Here is a 13,748-nt window from a genome sequence, read left to right as displayed (position 1 = left end):
GACCCGCCGTACGCTCGCTCGCGCTGACGCACGACCGCCGTACGACCGCACGCCCCGTACGTCCCCTGCGCCTTCCCCACGATTACTCCCGGAGGAGTACGTGTCCACTGTCCTGTCCGGACGGACCCTCGCCGTGGCCGCCACCGCCACGGTCCTGCTCGCCACCGGCCTCGGCGCCCACGCCGCGACCGCCGCGCCCGCCGACGAAGCGGCGGCCGCCGCGAACAAGGTGCTCGTCATCGGCATCGACGGCGCGGTCCTGGACCGCGTCAAGGCCGCCAACGCCCCGCACCTGAAAGGCCTGATGGCCCAGGGCCTGACCGCCCGCAGCACCCTGTACGCGAACCCGATGGCCGCCACCTCCTCGGGCCCCGGCTGGTCCACCATCGCCACCGGCGTCTGGCCCGACAAGCACGGCGTGAAGGACAACTCCTTCACCGGCAAGAACTACACGGCCTACCCGGACTTCCTGACCCGCATCGAGAACGCCAACCCGGCGCTCAACACGTACGCGGCCGCCGACTGGGAGCCCATCACCTCCACCGACCAGAACGGCCCGATCTTCTCGGCCAAGGTCGACAAGCGCCTCTCCCTCAAGGGCGACCGCGACGGCTACCGCAACGAGGACCCGAAGATCGCCGCGGCCGCCGCCGCCGAGCTGCAGGGCCAGAACCCGGACGCCGCCTTCGTCTACCTCGGCGAGATCGACGCGGCCGGCCACTCCTACGGCGCCGCCAGCCAGCAGTACCTGGACACCATCGCCCGCGTCGACGTCCTGGTCGGGCAGCTCCTCACCGCCGTCCAGAACCGCCCGACCTACGCCCAGGAGAACTGGAAGGTCCTGGTCTCCACCGACCACGGCCACACCAACTCCGGCGGCCACGGCGGCTCCACCATCCAGGAGCGCGGCACCTTCGTCCTCGCCAAGGGCGCCGGCATTCCGGCCGGTTCGGTACGCGACGACGTGAAGCTCGTCGACGTCGCGGCGACCGCGCTCGCCCAGGTCGGGGTCACCCCCGGCTCCGCGATCGACGGCATCCCGCTGGGCGCACCGGACGACGGCGACGCCTTCGACACCCTGCGCCCCAACCTCCAGGCGCGCGTGGACGAGACGGGCATCCCGGCCGGCACCAAGGGCTTCACGCACACCCCGCCGGCCGGCTGGTCCGTCGACAACTCCAAGATGGGCACGGGCGGTGTCACCGAGTGGGCCGGATGGGCCTTCGCGACCGACGAGTTCTGGAGCCAGGCGCAGCGCGACCAGTGGCGCGAGCTGAACGTCCGCTCCCGTGACGTGTTCGCCGTCGCCGACTCCGACGAGTGGGACGACAAGAGCCACACCGGCTCCTACGACTCCACGCTCGTCACCCCCAAGTGGGCGGTCACGGGCGGCACCACGAAGAACCTGACCTTCCAGACCCACTACCACCACGAGGCCGGCCAGACCGCCCAGGTCCTGGTCTCCTACAACGGCGGCACGGCGTCGGTCGTCAAGAGCTACACCGCCGACGCGGTCGCCCGCTCCGAGTCGATCGCGCTCCAGGTCCCGGCCGGCGCCACCGACGTCCAGGTCCGCTTCCGCTACGCCGGCAGCAACAACTGGTACTGGACCGTGGACAACGTCAAGCTCGGCTGACGGAACCTTTCGGCGGGTACGGGACCTTCGGCGGGGCCCATCGCGGGCCCATCGCAGGGCCGTCGCGGGCCCCGTCGACGGGCCTTCGCGGCCGCCCGTTCCGCCGTACGGTCCGGGCCGTGGACGCCCCACGCGTCCGCGGTCCGGCCCGGATAAGGTGGTAGAGACCAGAGGTCACAGACGTCACAGACGTCAGACGCCACCGAGAGCGGAGAACAGTCCAGTGGCAGAGCGCAAGCCGATCGAATCCTGGCTCACCGACATGGACGGGGTCCTCGTCCACGAGGGCATCCCGATCCCCGGCGCCGACGCCTTCATCAACCGGCTGCGCGAGTCCGGCAAGCCCTTCCTCGTGCTGACCAACAACTCCATCTACACCCCGCGCGACCTCCAGGCCCGCCTGAGCCGGATGGGGCTGGAAGTCCCGGTGGAGAACATCTGGACCTCGGCCCTGGCCACCGCGAAGTTCCTCGACGACCAGCGTCCGGGCGGCACCGCGTACGTCATCGGCGAGGCCGGCCTGACCACCGCCCTGCACGACATCGGCTACATCCTGACCGACCACGAGCCGGACTACGTGGTCCTGGGCGAGACCCGGACGTACAGCTTCGAGGCCATGACCAAGGCGGTCCGCCTGATCAACGCGGGCGCCCGCTTCATCTGCACCAACCCGGACGAGACCGGCCCCTCCGCCGAGGGCCCGCTGCCCGCCACGGGCGCGGTCGCCGCGCTGATCACCAAGGCGACCGGCAAGAAGCCGTACTTCGCCGGCAAGCCCAACCCGCTGATGATGCGCACCGGACTGAACGCCATCGGCGCGCACTCCCACAGCAGCGCGATGATCGGCGACCGGATGGACACCGACATCCTCGCCGGGCTGGAGGCGGGCATGCAGACCTTCCTCGTGCTGACCGGTCTGACGTCGGTCGAGGACACCGAGAAGTTCCCGTACCGCCCGACCCACACGTTCGACTCCATCGCCGATCTGGTCGATCTGGTTTAGCGCGTACGGCTGACACGTACGGGCCAAGAGGGCGCCGCTCCGGATGCGGAGCGGCGCGCCGCGCGTGAATCTCCTTGTTGAGGAGGTTCACCATGCGCAGTGATGTGTTCGCTCTCCGTGTCACCGGGGTGGCCGTCGCCCTGACGGCCCTGTCCGCCGTGACCGCCCCCTTCGCCTTCGCGGAGGAGGACTGGAACCGTGACCGCGGCAGCGTCTCGGCAGACCCCAATCCGGCGGAACCGGGGGCGCAGGTCAAACTGCGCGTCCGCGGCTGTGACGAGGACTGGGCCGTCGCCTCGTCCGTCGTCTTCGTCTCCGAGGTCCGGCTCTCCACCGGCCGCGACGACCGCCGCACCCTGTGGGGCGACGCGATGATCCGCTCCTGGGCCGAGCCCGGCCGCCACGACATCAAGATCAAGTGCGGCGGCCGCGGCGGCGAACGCGAATGGGGCACGATCGAGATCGAGCGCCGCCGCGAGCACCGCCCCGACCCCCACCGCACACCCATCTGGCCGGTCCACGCGGGCGGCGGCGGCATGTCCGAGGAGATCGCCGCGAAGTCGAAGGCGGCAGGTTCGGCGGAAGCCGCCAAGGCCGCCGATTCCGCGCAGCTCGCCGCGGCGACGAAGAAGAGCCACGACGGCGACGGCCCGGGCCTGCCGCACACGGTGATCGGCGCCGTCCTCGCCGCCGCCGCCACCCTCGCGGTCGCCGGCCGGGCGCTGACCCTGCGCCGCCGCCGCAGCGGCGAGTGACCGGGTGATCGGGTGAGTGGGGAGCCGAGGAGCTCCGGCGGCTCCCGGCTGCTGACCTTCGCCGCCTGGTCGGTGCTGGTCCTCGGCCTGTGGCTGTGGGGCCGCGAGATCACCGGGGTGGCGATACCCCTGCCCGGCCGGGCCGGCGGACCGGCCGCCCCGGGCATGCCCGCCGCGCACACCCCGCTGGGGCCGGCCGCGCCCTCGCGGGTCGACGTACCGTCCCTCGGCGTGCAGGCCCCGGTGATGGTCCGGGACCTCGACGCGAAGGGGGCGATCGAACCGCCCCCGTACGAGAACCCGGGCACGGTCGGCTGGTGGCGCGGCGGCGCCCAGCCCGGCGCGGCCGGGACGGCGCTGCTGGTCGGCCACGTGGACACGCGGTCGAAGCCGGCCGTGTTCTACGGCCTGAGCTCGGCGAAGACGGGTGACAAGGTGCGGGTGCTGCGGGCCGACGGCTCGGTGGCGGAGTTCACGATCGAGGACGTACGGGTCCACGAGCGCGCGGACTTCGACCCGGCCAAGGTCTACGGTCCCAAAGTCCGGGGCCGGGCCGAACTGCGGCTGGTGACCTGCGGCGGCACCTACGACAAGGCGGCCAAGGAGTACTCGGCGAACGTGGTGGTGTCGGCGTACCTGACGGGCGTCGGAGTCCGCCCGGGAACGGCGGTCTGAAGCGACCGCCTGAAGCGACCGCCCCGGAGGCACGAAGAAGCCCCTCGCAGTTCTCCTTGAGTTCTAGTGGTCGTCGCAACACCCCAGCTCAGGGGATGCGATGGATTTCAAGATCCGGGAGAACCGGGGACCAGGGGGCGGTGGCCGTCTGACGCGTGAGCGGGAGGCATACTCCCGGCTCATGCAGCAGGGCTACAGCAACAGAGAAGCCTGCCGGATCGTCGGTATCAACCTGCGGACCGGCAAGAGATGGCGCAACGGTTGGCACTCGCCGCCGTCTGGGAAGCCGAAGCCTCCGATCACCGTGGAGGCTTCGGCTTCTGGCGTATCCAGGTACCTCCGCGAAGAGGACCGCATCCACATAGCCGACCGACTGCGCGAGAAGGCGTCGATCCGCACCATCGCCGCCGAGCTGGGCCGCAGCCCCTCCACCATCAGCAGGGAGATCCGCCGCAACGGCATTCCCTCACGCGGCGACTCGTCCTGCTGGGCCTACCGGCCCCACGCAGCCCACCGCCGCGCCGAGCAACGGCGCCCCCGCCCCAAGCCCGGCAAGATCCGCCGGAGCGCCGAACTACGCCAGTTCATCCAGGCCCACCTCACACTCCGATGGAGTCCGGAACAGATCTGCCAGGCTCTGCAGGCACGGTTCCCCGCCCGGCCGGAGATGCACGTGGCCCACGAGACGATCTACCAGGCTCTCTACGTCCAGGGCCGCGGAGAGCTCCGCCGCGAACTCACCCGCGCCCTGCGGACGGGCCGGTCCCGCCGCCGGCCACACCGCCAGTCCTACAAGCGCAAGCCGCGCGCCATACCGAACATGGTGATGATCAGCGACCGGCCTGCCGAGGCCGCCGACAGGGCCGTCCCCGGCCACTGGGAAGGCGATCTCATCATCGGAAAGGACGGCAAGTCCGCGATCGGCACCCTCGTCGAACGCACCACCCGCTACGTGATGCTCGCCCACCTGCCCTTCGACCACACGGCGGCCAGCACCCGGGACGCGCTCGTGGAGACGGTGAAGACTCTCCCGCCCCACCTGCGGCGATCCCTGACCTGGGACCAGGGCGTGGAGATGGCCGCCCACCAGGCATTCACCGTCGCCACGAACATCCCGGTCTACTTCTGCAACCCGGCCAGTCCCTGGCAGCGCGGCTCCAACGAGAACACGAACGGCCTGCTGCGGCAGTACTTCCCCAAGGGCACCGACCTGTCCCGGCACACGCCCCAGGACCTGGCCACCGTCGCCGCCGAACTCAACGGGCGCCCACGCAAAACGCTCGGCTGGGAAACCCCAGCCGAGCGCCTGTCTAAACTGCTCGCGGCCTGATCAACCGACCACGTGTTGCAACGACCCCTCGAATTCACCCTCACTGCGAGGGGCTTCTTTGCGTCTGTGCGCCGCCAGGGACTCGAACCCCGGACCCGCTGATTAAGAGTCAGCTGCTCTAACCAACTGAGCTAGCGGCGCTTGGTGACAGGTAAAACTCTACCCCACGGCTGCGGGTGCTCGTGACAAGCCGCGCCCGTTCTGTCCGATTAACCCATGTTTAGGGGTTTTATCGTGCACGATATGTCTGGGCCGCGCCGGATCTGATGCCCCGCCAGATGCGGTCCCGGCCGACCAGTGACGAGCAGGGGAGTGGACGGAACGGCATGACGACGCAGCCTCCGACGCATGTGTACGAAGCGACGCCCATGGCGGTGCCGGTGGCCGAGGCGATGCCGCCGATGCCGCTGCCCTCCTTCGAGGAGTACGAACCCGCCGGCGACTGCCCGTGCCAAGGCTGTGCCCGGCGCCGTCGCACGCTCGCGCGCGCCCGGGCCATACCGCTGCGCGACGGCGGACACCCGGCCGCGCGCGGAGCCCGCCGGGCGCTGGTCCTGGCCACCGCCGCGGGAGTGGTCCTCGGCGGCGGGGGAGCGTCCGTGGCCACGGCCGCGCCGGGTCCCGGCGGCCGGGTGGCGCTGGACGACCCCGGCTCCCCGCAGGGCGGCCGGGCGCCGCTGCACGGGCCGAAGGGCAAGAAGGGCACGCCCGCGAAGCCGGCCGGGCAGCCGGGAGCGCCCTCCGCGGTGAAGCGGACCGACCGGGCGACGATCATCAACCGGGCGAAGCTGTGGCTGGACGCGAAGGTCCCGTACAGCATGGAGGAGTACTGGTCGGACGGGTACCGGCAGGACTGCTCCGGCTTCGTCTCGATGGTCTGGAACCTCGGCACGAACGAATGGACCGGCAGCCTCGACAAGTTCGCGACGCGGATCACGAAGGAGGAGCTGCTCCCCGGAGACATGCTGCTCTTCCACAACCCGGCCGACCCCAACAAGGGCTCGCACGTGGTGATCTTCGGCGGCTGGGTGGACGAGACGCGCACGCACTACGTCGCCTACGAGCAGACGCGGCCCACGACGCGGAAGCTGGCCACGCCGTACGGCTACTGGAACAACTCGGTGAAGTACATCCCGTACCGGTTCAACGGGCTGGCGGGCGGGGTCGTTCCCGACGTTCCCGTGCCACCGGTCACGGGCGAGCCGCCCGCGCCGGGTGGCACGCCGGCCGTCCCGGCAGCCTTCCCCGGGGCGTCGAAATTCGGGCCGGGCGCGGACAACGCGTACGTCGCCCAGCTCGGCCGGATGCTGATCGACCGCGGCGGGCTGCGCTTCTACCCGAAGGGCGCCGCTACGAAGTGGTCCGACGCCGACCGGCAGGCGACCGAGGCCTTCCAGCGCGCCCAGGGCTGGACGGGCGCGGACGCCGACGGCCTCCCGGGAGCCACCACCTGGCGGCTGCTCGCCAAGCACCAGGGCAAGGACATCCCGCCGCTCACGGGCGGCGCACCGGGCCCGGCGGGCAAACCCGCCTACCCCGGGGCGTCCTTCTTCCGGCCCGGGACTTCCCACCCGTCCATCACCGCCCTTGGCCGCCAGCTGGTGAAGAAGGGCTTCGGCAAGTACTACACGGCCGGACCGGGCCCCCGCTGGGGCGAGGCCGACCGCCGCAACGTCGAGGCGTTCCAGCGAGCCCAGGGCTGGCGCGGCGCCGAGGCCAACGGCTACCCGGGCCCGGAAACCTGGCGCCGGCTGTTCGCATGACGGAGGCAACGATGTACCCCACGCGCACCACATCGACCACAGGCACCTTCGAGATCCCCCCGCACCCCACCCCCCGAGCGACGCCCCCGCCCCCGTCCACCCCGACTCCGACCGAAGCGGAACGCCCCGCGGCACCCCAGCCCGAGGCCGCACCGGGCACGGCCGCACTGGGCGCGGCCACGCCGGGCGCCGCCGGACCGGGCGCGGTCACGCCGGGCGGAACCACGCCGGGCGAAGCCGCACCGGCAGTTGCCGCGCCCCGGTGGGCCGTTCCGGCCGAGGCCGCACCGACCGAGGCCAGGTGGGCAGCGGCCGGGTCCGGTACCGAGCCGGGCCCGACCGTGCCGACCGCAGCCGTGCCCGCCGCCGCACGGTGGGCACCGGCCGAGCCCGGCGCCGAGCGGAACGCACCCCTGTCGGGTGAGCCTGACCTGGCCGCGGCCGCGCCGGCTGCCGCACGGTGGGCAGCGGCCGAGGCCGGCGCCGAGCCGGGCGCACCGCTGTCGGTCGCGCCCGACCTGGCCGCACCCGTGCCGGCAGCGGCCGGGCCCGGGACCGAGCCGGGCTCGTACCTGTCGGCCGCAGCCGTGCCGGACGCGATCGCGCACGACCTGGCCGCACCCGTGCCGGCAGCCGCATGGTGGGCAGCGGCCGAGCCCGGCGTTGAGCGGGGCGTGCCCCTGTCGGGTGCGCCCGACGTGGCCGCGCCCGCGCAGGACGCAGCCGGGCGGGCAGCGGCCGGGGCCGGGACCGAGTCGGGCTCGCGCTTGTCGGCTTCGCCTGACCGGGCCGCGTCGGTGCCGGCCGCGGCGGGGTGGGTTCCCGCAAGGGTCGGCGCCGAGCGGGCCGGGGGTGCGCCCGACGTGGCCGCGCTCGTGCCGGTTCCTTCGGGGCGGGCCGAGGTCTCCGTGGCCAGGGCCTCCGATGCGGTGACGGCCGCGCCCCCCGTGCCCGCGGCGGCGGTGACCGAGTGGGCCGCGTCCACCGGTTGGGCACTGGCGGGCGAGCCGTCCGGGTCGGCGCGCGGCGAAGCCGCCTCCCGGCCGGCTGCGGCCGGGGTCGAGCCGGACTCGCAGGGGCTGGTCGCCGTGGGTGCGGCGGCGCAGGCCACGGCCGTCGCCCCGCACGGGCCCGCCGGACGGGCGGGGGAGGGTGCGCGCAGCGACGTACCGGCGGCGCGGGCCCAGGCCGAGCCGGGGCTGGACATCCCGCACCCCCAGGACGAGGCGACCCACGCCGGTGCGGCCACGATCCGGCTGCGGAACCCCGACACCGAAACCGCCCGGCCCCACCCGCAGGACGGGGCCGAGACCTGGCCCCCGACCGCCGTGCCCGCACCGGGCGCGCCCCTCGCCGCCGCGGAGCACGCTCCGCGACACGCGGGTCCACCCGCTGCCTGGGACCTGCCGGGACAGGGCGGCTCGGCCGCCGAACACGGCCGCGGCGCGCAGCACGCGGTCCCGGGCCCCGCCCCGGAGGACCTGCCCGAGCCGGGAGACGCGGCTCCGGCCGACCGGGCGGGCGGGCCGGAGCCGGCGCGGTCCGTGCCCGCTCCGGGCGGAGCCGGTGACACGGACGGCGAGGCCGTCACGGACGGGGCCGCCGAGGCCACCGAGGCCGCGATCGGCGGCGGAGTCGTCCCCGGGCCCGGGGCGGCCGAGGTGGTCGAGGTCGTCGCGCGGGCCGTGGCGCGGATCGCCGAGGACGATACGCAGGACCTGCCCCTGGTCACCGCGGTGCGCGGGGTCGCGGTGACCGAGGTGCCGGTGCACCTTCCGTTCCGCGGCGCCGTCCAGCCGCAGCAGCCGGACCCGCAGCAGCCGGACCCCCAGCAGCCGGGCCCCCAGCAGATGCAGATGCAGATGCAGAAGCCCCCGCAGCCGAAGGCCCAGACCGCCGTCACGCCCCGGTCCGCCCCCGGACGCCGCGTCCCCCGCGGCGACGACCGGCTGCACGAGCACCACGGCCCGGTGCTGCCCGGCTGGATCGCGGTGGCCGTCGGCGGGGTCGCGCTCGCCGGCTGCGCGGTCGTGCTCTGGCGGGCCGGGGCCGTCCCCGATTCGCTCGCGCTGGCGTTCGGCGTGGAGCCGCGCCCCTACCGGGGACTGCAGGCACGCTTCTGGCCGCCGCTCGCCTTCCTCGGGGTCGTCGCGCTCCTCGCGCTCGGCGGGCTGGGCCGCGGCCGGGCCGGCCACGCCTGGGTGCTCACCCTCTTCGGCCGCTACCGCGGCACCGTCCGCCGTACCGGCCTCACCTGGATCAGCCCCCTGCTGCTGCGCCGCCGGGTCGACGTCCGGCTGCGGCACTGGCGCAGCGACCCGATGCCCGCCGTGGATTCCGGCGGGCTCGCCCTCCAGGTCGTCGTCCAGGTGGTCTGGCAGGTCAAGGACACGGCCCGGGCGACCCTGGCCGTGGAGGACCACGTCGACTACCTCGCCGAGCAGGTCGAGTCGGCCATGGCCCGGGTCCTGTCCCAGCTCCCGGCCGACGCCTTCCACGAGGCCGCCCCGACCCTGCGCGACGCCGAGGCCGTCGGCGACGCGCTGACCCGGATGCTGGCGGCGGAGACCGAGGCGGTCGGCGTGGAGGTGTTCTCGGCGCAGCCGACCCGGATCGAGTACGCCCCCGAGGTCGCGGACGCCATGCGCCGGCGCCGGGTCGCGGCGATCGACGCCAAGCACCGGGACACCGTCCTGACCTCGGTGGTCGACGCGGTGGACGACACCGTCCACCGCCTCACCTCGCGCGGGATCGTGGAGCTCGACGACTACGAGCGCAAGGCCCTCGTGAAGGACCTGACCGTCGCCTTCTACACGGGCCGCGCCGAGTAGCCCTCGCCGGCCGACGCCGGACGCGGGAGAGAGCGGGTGGAATCCGGGTGGTCCGGACCACCCGTTCTTCCATTGGTCTGGACATGGCCAACTCCCGTCAATACTGTGGAACTTGGTCTAGACCTAAACCCAGAGCTCGTGAACGGGCCGTGCCGCCGAAACCGGTACGGCCCATCCCCACGCGTGCGCACGCTCTCTCCGGACATCCCCCCACGTTCAAGGAGCATCAGCCTCATGCGTTCCTTCCGCATGCCCAGAACCAAGCGGGCCGCCGCCACGGCCACCGCCACCACCGTCGGCCTCGGTGTCGTCGCCGCCCTCGCGCTCGTCACGGCCCCCACGGCCAGCAGTCACGGGTACACCGACACCCCGATCAGCCGCCAGAAGCTCTGTGCCAACAAGACCGTCTCCGACTGCGGCCCCATCCAGTGGGAGCCCCAAAGCGTCGAGGGCCTCAAGGGGTTCCCGGCCGCGGGTCCCGCCGACGGCCGCATATGTGCGGGCAACCACACGGAGTTCGCGCAGCTCGACGACCCGCGCGGCGGCGCCTGGCCGGCCACCCCGGTGACCAGCGGGCAGAGCTACGGCTTCCGCTGGCAGTTCACCGCGAACCACTCCACCACCGACTTCCGGTACTACGTCACCAAGAACGGCTGGGACTCCACCAAGCCCCTCACCCGCGCCGCCCTCGACCCGCAGCCCTTCCTCACGGTCGCCTACAACGGCGCCCGCCCCGCCATGACCACCGTCCACCAGGGCGCCATGCCGAGCGGCAAGACCGGCCGGCACATGATCCTCGCCGTGTGGACCGTCAACGACACCCCGATGGCCTTCTACTCCTGCTCCGACGTCCGGTTCTGACCGTCGGTGACCACGGGCTCCCCGCCCGGCGTTCATTTCTGACGGAACGTCAGCTATCCTCCGGCGGCATGCGGACGACGACACCCGAAACCGTCGCGGAGCTCATCGCGAGCCAATGGGGCGACCACCGGCCCGGTCTGAAGTACGCCGACGGCGTCCTCAGCCACCACCGGACCGCCCGGGAGGCCGCGGCGCGCGCCGCGCTCCTCGTCGACCTGCTGCCGCCGGGGGCGGAGCCGCACATCGGGGTGCTGCTCGACAACACCCCCGAGTTCCCGTTCTGGCTCGGCGCGGCGGCCCTCGCCGGGGCCGCCGTCGCCGGGATCAACCCCACCCGGCGCGGTCCCGAGCTGGCCCGCGACATCCTGCACACCGACTGCCGGATCCTGGTGACCGAGCGGACCCACCTGCCGCTCCTGCGCGGCCTCGACCTGCCCGGCGTACGCCTGCTCGTCACGGACACCGACGAGTACGAGGCCCTGCTCGACCCGTACGCCACGGCGAAGCCCGGCGACGCGACGCTCGGCCCCGGCCCGACCCCGTCCTCCCGGCTGCTCCTCTACTTCACCTCCGGCTCCACCGGCGCCCCCAAAGCGGCCATCTGCACCCAGGGCCGCCTGGCCGGCGCCGGCGCCTCGCTCGCACGTCACTTTTCGGTCACCCCGGACGACGTCCACTACATCTGCATGCCCCTCTTCCACGGCAACGCGGTGATCGCCGACTGGCTGCCCGCCCTCGCGGGCGGGGCCGCCGTGGCCCTGCGCCGCCGCTTCTCGGCCTCCGCGTTCCTGGACGACGTACGGGCCTACGAGGCGACGTACTTCACCTACGTAGGCCGCGCCGTGCAGTACCTCCTCGCCACCCCGCCCCGCCCCGACGACCGCGAACACACCCTGCGCCTCGGCTTCGGCACCGAGGCGGGCGCGGTCGACGCGGCGCGCTTCGCCGAGCGTTTCGGGGTCCGCCTCGTCGAGGGCTACGGGGCCACCGAGGGCGGCGCCTCCGTCCAGCGCACCCCCGACACACCGCCGGGCGCCCTGGGCCGGGCCGGCGCGGGCGACGACCTGGCCGTCATCGACCCGGAGACGGGCCGCGAGTGCCCGCCGGCCGAACTCGACCCACAAGGCCGCCTCCTCAACGGCTCCGAGGCCATCGGCGAGCTGGTCAACAAGGGCCGCAGCCTCTTCGAGGGCTACTGGCGCAACCCCGACGCGGAGGCCGCCCGCACCCGCGACGGCTGGTACTGGACCGGGGACCTCTTCTTCCGCGACCCCGACGGCTTCCTCTACTTCGCCGGCCGCACCGACGACCAGCTGCGCGTCGACAGCGAGAACCTGGCCGCGGCGGTGATCGAGAACATCCTCGCCCGCTGGACCCGGGCGGCCGCCGTGGCGGTGTACGCCGTACCGGACGAGGTGGCGGGCGACCAGGTCATGGCCGCCGTGGCCCTGCGCGAGGGGGCCGCCTTCTCCCCGCAGGGGTTCGCGGCCTTCCTCGCCGCCCAGCCCGACCTCGGCACCAAGATGGCCCCGCGCTACGTGCGCATCGTCGGAGCCATGCCGACCACCGCGACCAACAAGGTCCACCGGGTCTCCCTGCGCCGCGAGGCCTTCCACACCACCGACCCGGTCTGGTGGCGGCCGCCGGGCGAGGACGCGTACCGGCGGCTGGAAGCGGAGGACCTGACCGGGCTGCTGGCCGCCTACGAGGCGCAGGGGCGGGCCGATCTGCTGAGCCGCTGACCGGGTCGCCGAGGGCGGCTCCGGAAGCGGTTTTGAGCACTCCGGAGGAGCAGGTAGTATTTTCTCTGTCAGCAGGCGCCGCTAGCTCAGTTGGTTAGAGCAGCTGACTCTTAATCAGCGGGTCCGGGGTTCGAGTCCCTGGCGGCGCACCTGTCCTTCGGGCGGTTTCCGGTTCACCGGGAACCGCCCGAAGTGTTTTCCGGGCCGGGCCGGGCCGGCCCGGTCGGGCCCCTGCCGTGCGGGGCCCGGACCTGACTCAGAGGGTGAGCGAGAGCAGCAGCGGCGCGGCCTTGCGGTTCAGCACGTCGGCCGCGGCCCGCAGCCGGTGGGCGTGCTCCACGGGCAGGGACAGCGCGAGGCAGCCCACCGAGGCTCCCGCCGTGATCGGGACGGCCGCGCAGACCGTGCCGACGGCGTATTCCTGCAGGTCGAGCGTGGGCACCGTGGCCGGCTGGCTGTCCAGCTTCGAGAAGAGGATCCGCTCGTTCACGATGGTCTTCGACGTCAGCCGGGCGATCTTGTGCCGGGACAGGTGGTCGCGCCGGCCGTCCAGGTCGAGCTGGGTCAGCAGGCACTTGCCGACCGCGCTGGCGTGGGCCGCCGAGCGGAAGTCGACCCACTCGTGGACCTTGGGGGTGCGCGGGCTGTCCGCGAACTGCGTGATCCGGACCTCGCCGTCCACGTACCGGCTGATGTAGACCGCGGCGCCGACGGAGTCCCGCAGCCGGTCCAGCGTGTCCTGGAGCTTGTCCTGCAACGCCTGCTGGCGGTCGACACCGGAGCCCAGGAGGACGAGGGAGTCCCCGATGGCGTAGGCGCCGTCGGACACCTGCAGCACGTACCCCTCCCGGCGCAGCATGAGGAGCATGGGGGCGAGATGGACCGCGGGCAGGCCGGTCTCACGCGCGATCTGCACATCGGTCACGCCGCCGGTATGGCGGGCGACCGTTTCGAGTACGCGCAGGGCGTACTGCACCGAGTGGAACGGCGCGGTCGGCTCGGGCTTCAGCGCCACGGTTTTCCCCCTAGCAGGTTGTTACCGCTTGCTCTCACACGATAGCCATCAAGAGGCCCGTGTGGAGCGCCTGTTGATGAGATTGATGGCTCAATCACGCCGCTCTGCCTGGATCTACTCCCCTGGCATATGTCAAG

At 73.1% G+C, this 13,748-nt stretch carries 10 protein-coding genes and 2 tRNA genes; 10 read left to right on the top strand and 2 right to left on the bottom strand.

The genetic code is table 11. The features are described from left to right. Positions 1-100: 100 nt before the first annotated feature. The 5 genes from OG247_RS16135 (at position 101) to OG247_RS16115 (ending at position 5,399) form a co-directional block, all read left to right on the top strand. A complete protein-coding gene (locus OG247_RS16135; RefSeq protein WP_327252910.1) occupies positions 101-1,636 on the top strand; it encodes an alkaline phosphatase family protein in 1,536 nt (511 codons plus the stop codon). 223 nt (positions 1,637-1,859) lie between these two features. Continuing rightward, a complete protein-coding gene (locus OG247_RS16130) occupies positions 1,860-2,639 on the top strand; it encodes an HAD-IIA family hydrolase (protein WP_327252909.1) in 780 nt (259 codons plus the stop codon). A 92-nt stretch (positions 2,640-2,731) separates the two neighbouring features. Further along, a complete protein-coding gene (locus tag OG247_RS16125; protein WP_327252908.1) occupies positions 2,732-3,394 on the top strand; it encodes a hypothetical protein in 663 nt (220 codons plus the stop codon). A 12-nt stretch (positions 3,395-3,406) separates the two neighbouring features. Further along, positions 3,407-4,069 (top strand): class F sortase, encoded by a 663-nt coding sequence (locus OG247_RS16120; RefSeq protein WP_327252907.1) that lies wholly within the window; start codon positions 3,407-3,409, stop codon positions 4,067-4,069. Positions 4,070-4,169: 100 nt separating this feature from the next. Then, on the top strand, positions 4,170-5,399 hold the full coding sequence (locus OG247_RS16115; protein ID WP_442813242.1) for an IS30 family transposase: 1,230 nt from the start codon (positions 4,170-4,172) through the stop codon (positions 5,397-5,399). A 67-nt stretch (positions 5,400-5,466) separates the two neighbouring features. On the opposite strand, the gene OG247_RS16110 is transcribed toward OG247_RS16115, so the two are convergent. After that, positions 5,467-5,540: transfer RNA gene (locus tag OG247_RS16110), tRNA-Lys, on the bottom strand. 260 nt (positions 5,541-5,800) lie between these two features. Here OG247_RS16110 and OG247_RS16105 point away from each other — a divergent pair. From OG247_RS16105 to OG247_RS16085, 5 genes are all read left to right on the top strand, one after another. Further along, a complete protein-coding gene (locus tag OG247_RS16105) occupies positions 5,801-7,162 on the top strand; it encodes a peptidoglycan-binding protein (protein ID WP_327257489.1) in 1,362 nt (453 codons plus the stop codon). An 11-nt stretch (positions 7,163-7,173) separates the two neighbouring features. Then, positions 7,174-9,993: an SPFH domain-containing protein gene (locus OG247_RS16100; RefSeq protein ID WP_327252906.1), complete on the top strand. Its 2,820-nt coding sequence runs from the start codon at positions 7,174-7,176 to the stop codon at positions 9,991-9,993. A gap of 234 nt (positions 9,994-10,227) precedes the next feature. Continuing rightward, the gene (locus OG247_RS16095) at positions 10,228-10,854 is read left to right on the top strand and encodes a lytic polysaccharide monooxygenase auxiliary activity family 9 protein (protein ID WP_327252905.1); all 627 of its coding nucleotides are present in this window, start codon (positions 10,228-10,230) and stop codon (positions 10,852-10,854) included. A gap of 68 nt (positions 10,855-10,922) precedes the next feature. Next, positions 10,923-12,596: an AMP-binding protein gene (locus tag OG247_RS16090; RefSeq protein WP_327252904.1), complete on the top strand. Its 1,674-nt coding sequence runs from the start codon at positions 10,923-10,925 to the stop codon at positions 12,594-12,596. A 75-nt stretch (positions 12,597-12,671) separates the two neighbouring features. Beyond that, positions 12,672-12,745, top strand: a tRNA-Lys gene (locus OG247_RS16085). A gap of 107 nt (positions 12,746-12,852) precedes the next feature. On the opposite strand, the gene OG247_RS16080 is transcribed toward OG247_RS16085, so the two are convergent. Beyond that, complete coding sequence (locus OG247_RS16080) at positions 12,853-13,611, bottom strand: IclR family transcriptional regulator (protein ID WP_243337173.1); 759 nt, start codon at positions 13,609-13,611, stop codon at positions 12,853-12,855. Positions 13,612-13,748 lie beyond the last annotated feature (137 nt).

The organism is Streptomyces sp. NBC_01244, from assembly GCF_035987325.1.
Classification (GTDB): Bacteria; Actinomycetota; Actinomycetes; order Streptomycetales; family Streptomycetaceae; genus Streptomyces.
This window is presented reverse-complemented; position numbering and strand designations above follow the sequence as displayed.

Bases quoted from the DNA above. Each gene is read 5' to 3' on its own strand.
- OG247_RS16125 (WP_327252908.1), top strand. From the start codon at position 2,732: ATGCGCAGTGATGTGTTCGCTCTCCGTGTCACCGGGGTGGCCGTCGCC.
- OG247_RS16115 (WP_442813242.1), top strand. From the start codon at position 4,170: ATGGATTTCAAGATCCGGGAGAACCGGGGACCAGGGGGCGGTGGCCGT.
- OG247_RS16105 (WP_327257489.1), top strand. From the start codon at position 5,801: ATGCCGCTGCCCTCCTTCGAGGAGTACGAACCCGCCGGCGACTGCCCG.
- OG247_RS16100 (WP_327252906.1), top strand. From the start codon at position 7,174: ATGTACCCCACGCGCACCACATCGACCACAGGCACCTTCGAGATCCCC.
- OG247_RS16095 (WP_327252905.1), top strand. From the start codon at position 10,228: ATGCGTTCCTTCCGCATGCCCAGAACCAAGCGGGCCGCCGCCACGGCC.
- OG247_RS16090 (WP_327252904.1), top strand. From the start codon at position 10,923: ATGCGGACGACGACACCCGAAACCGTCGCGGAGCTCATCGCGAGCCAA.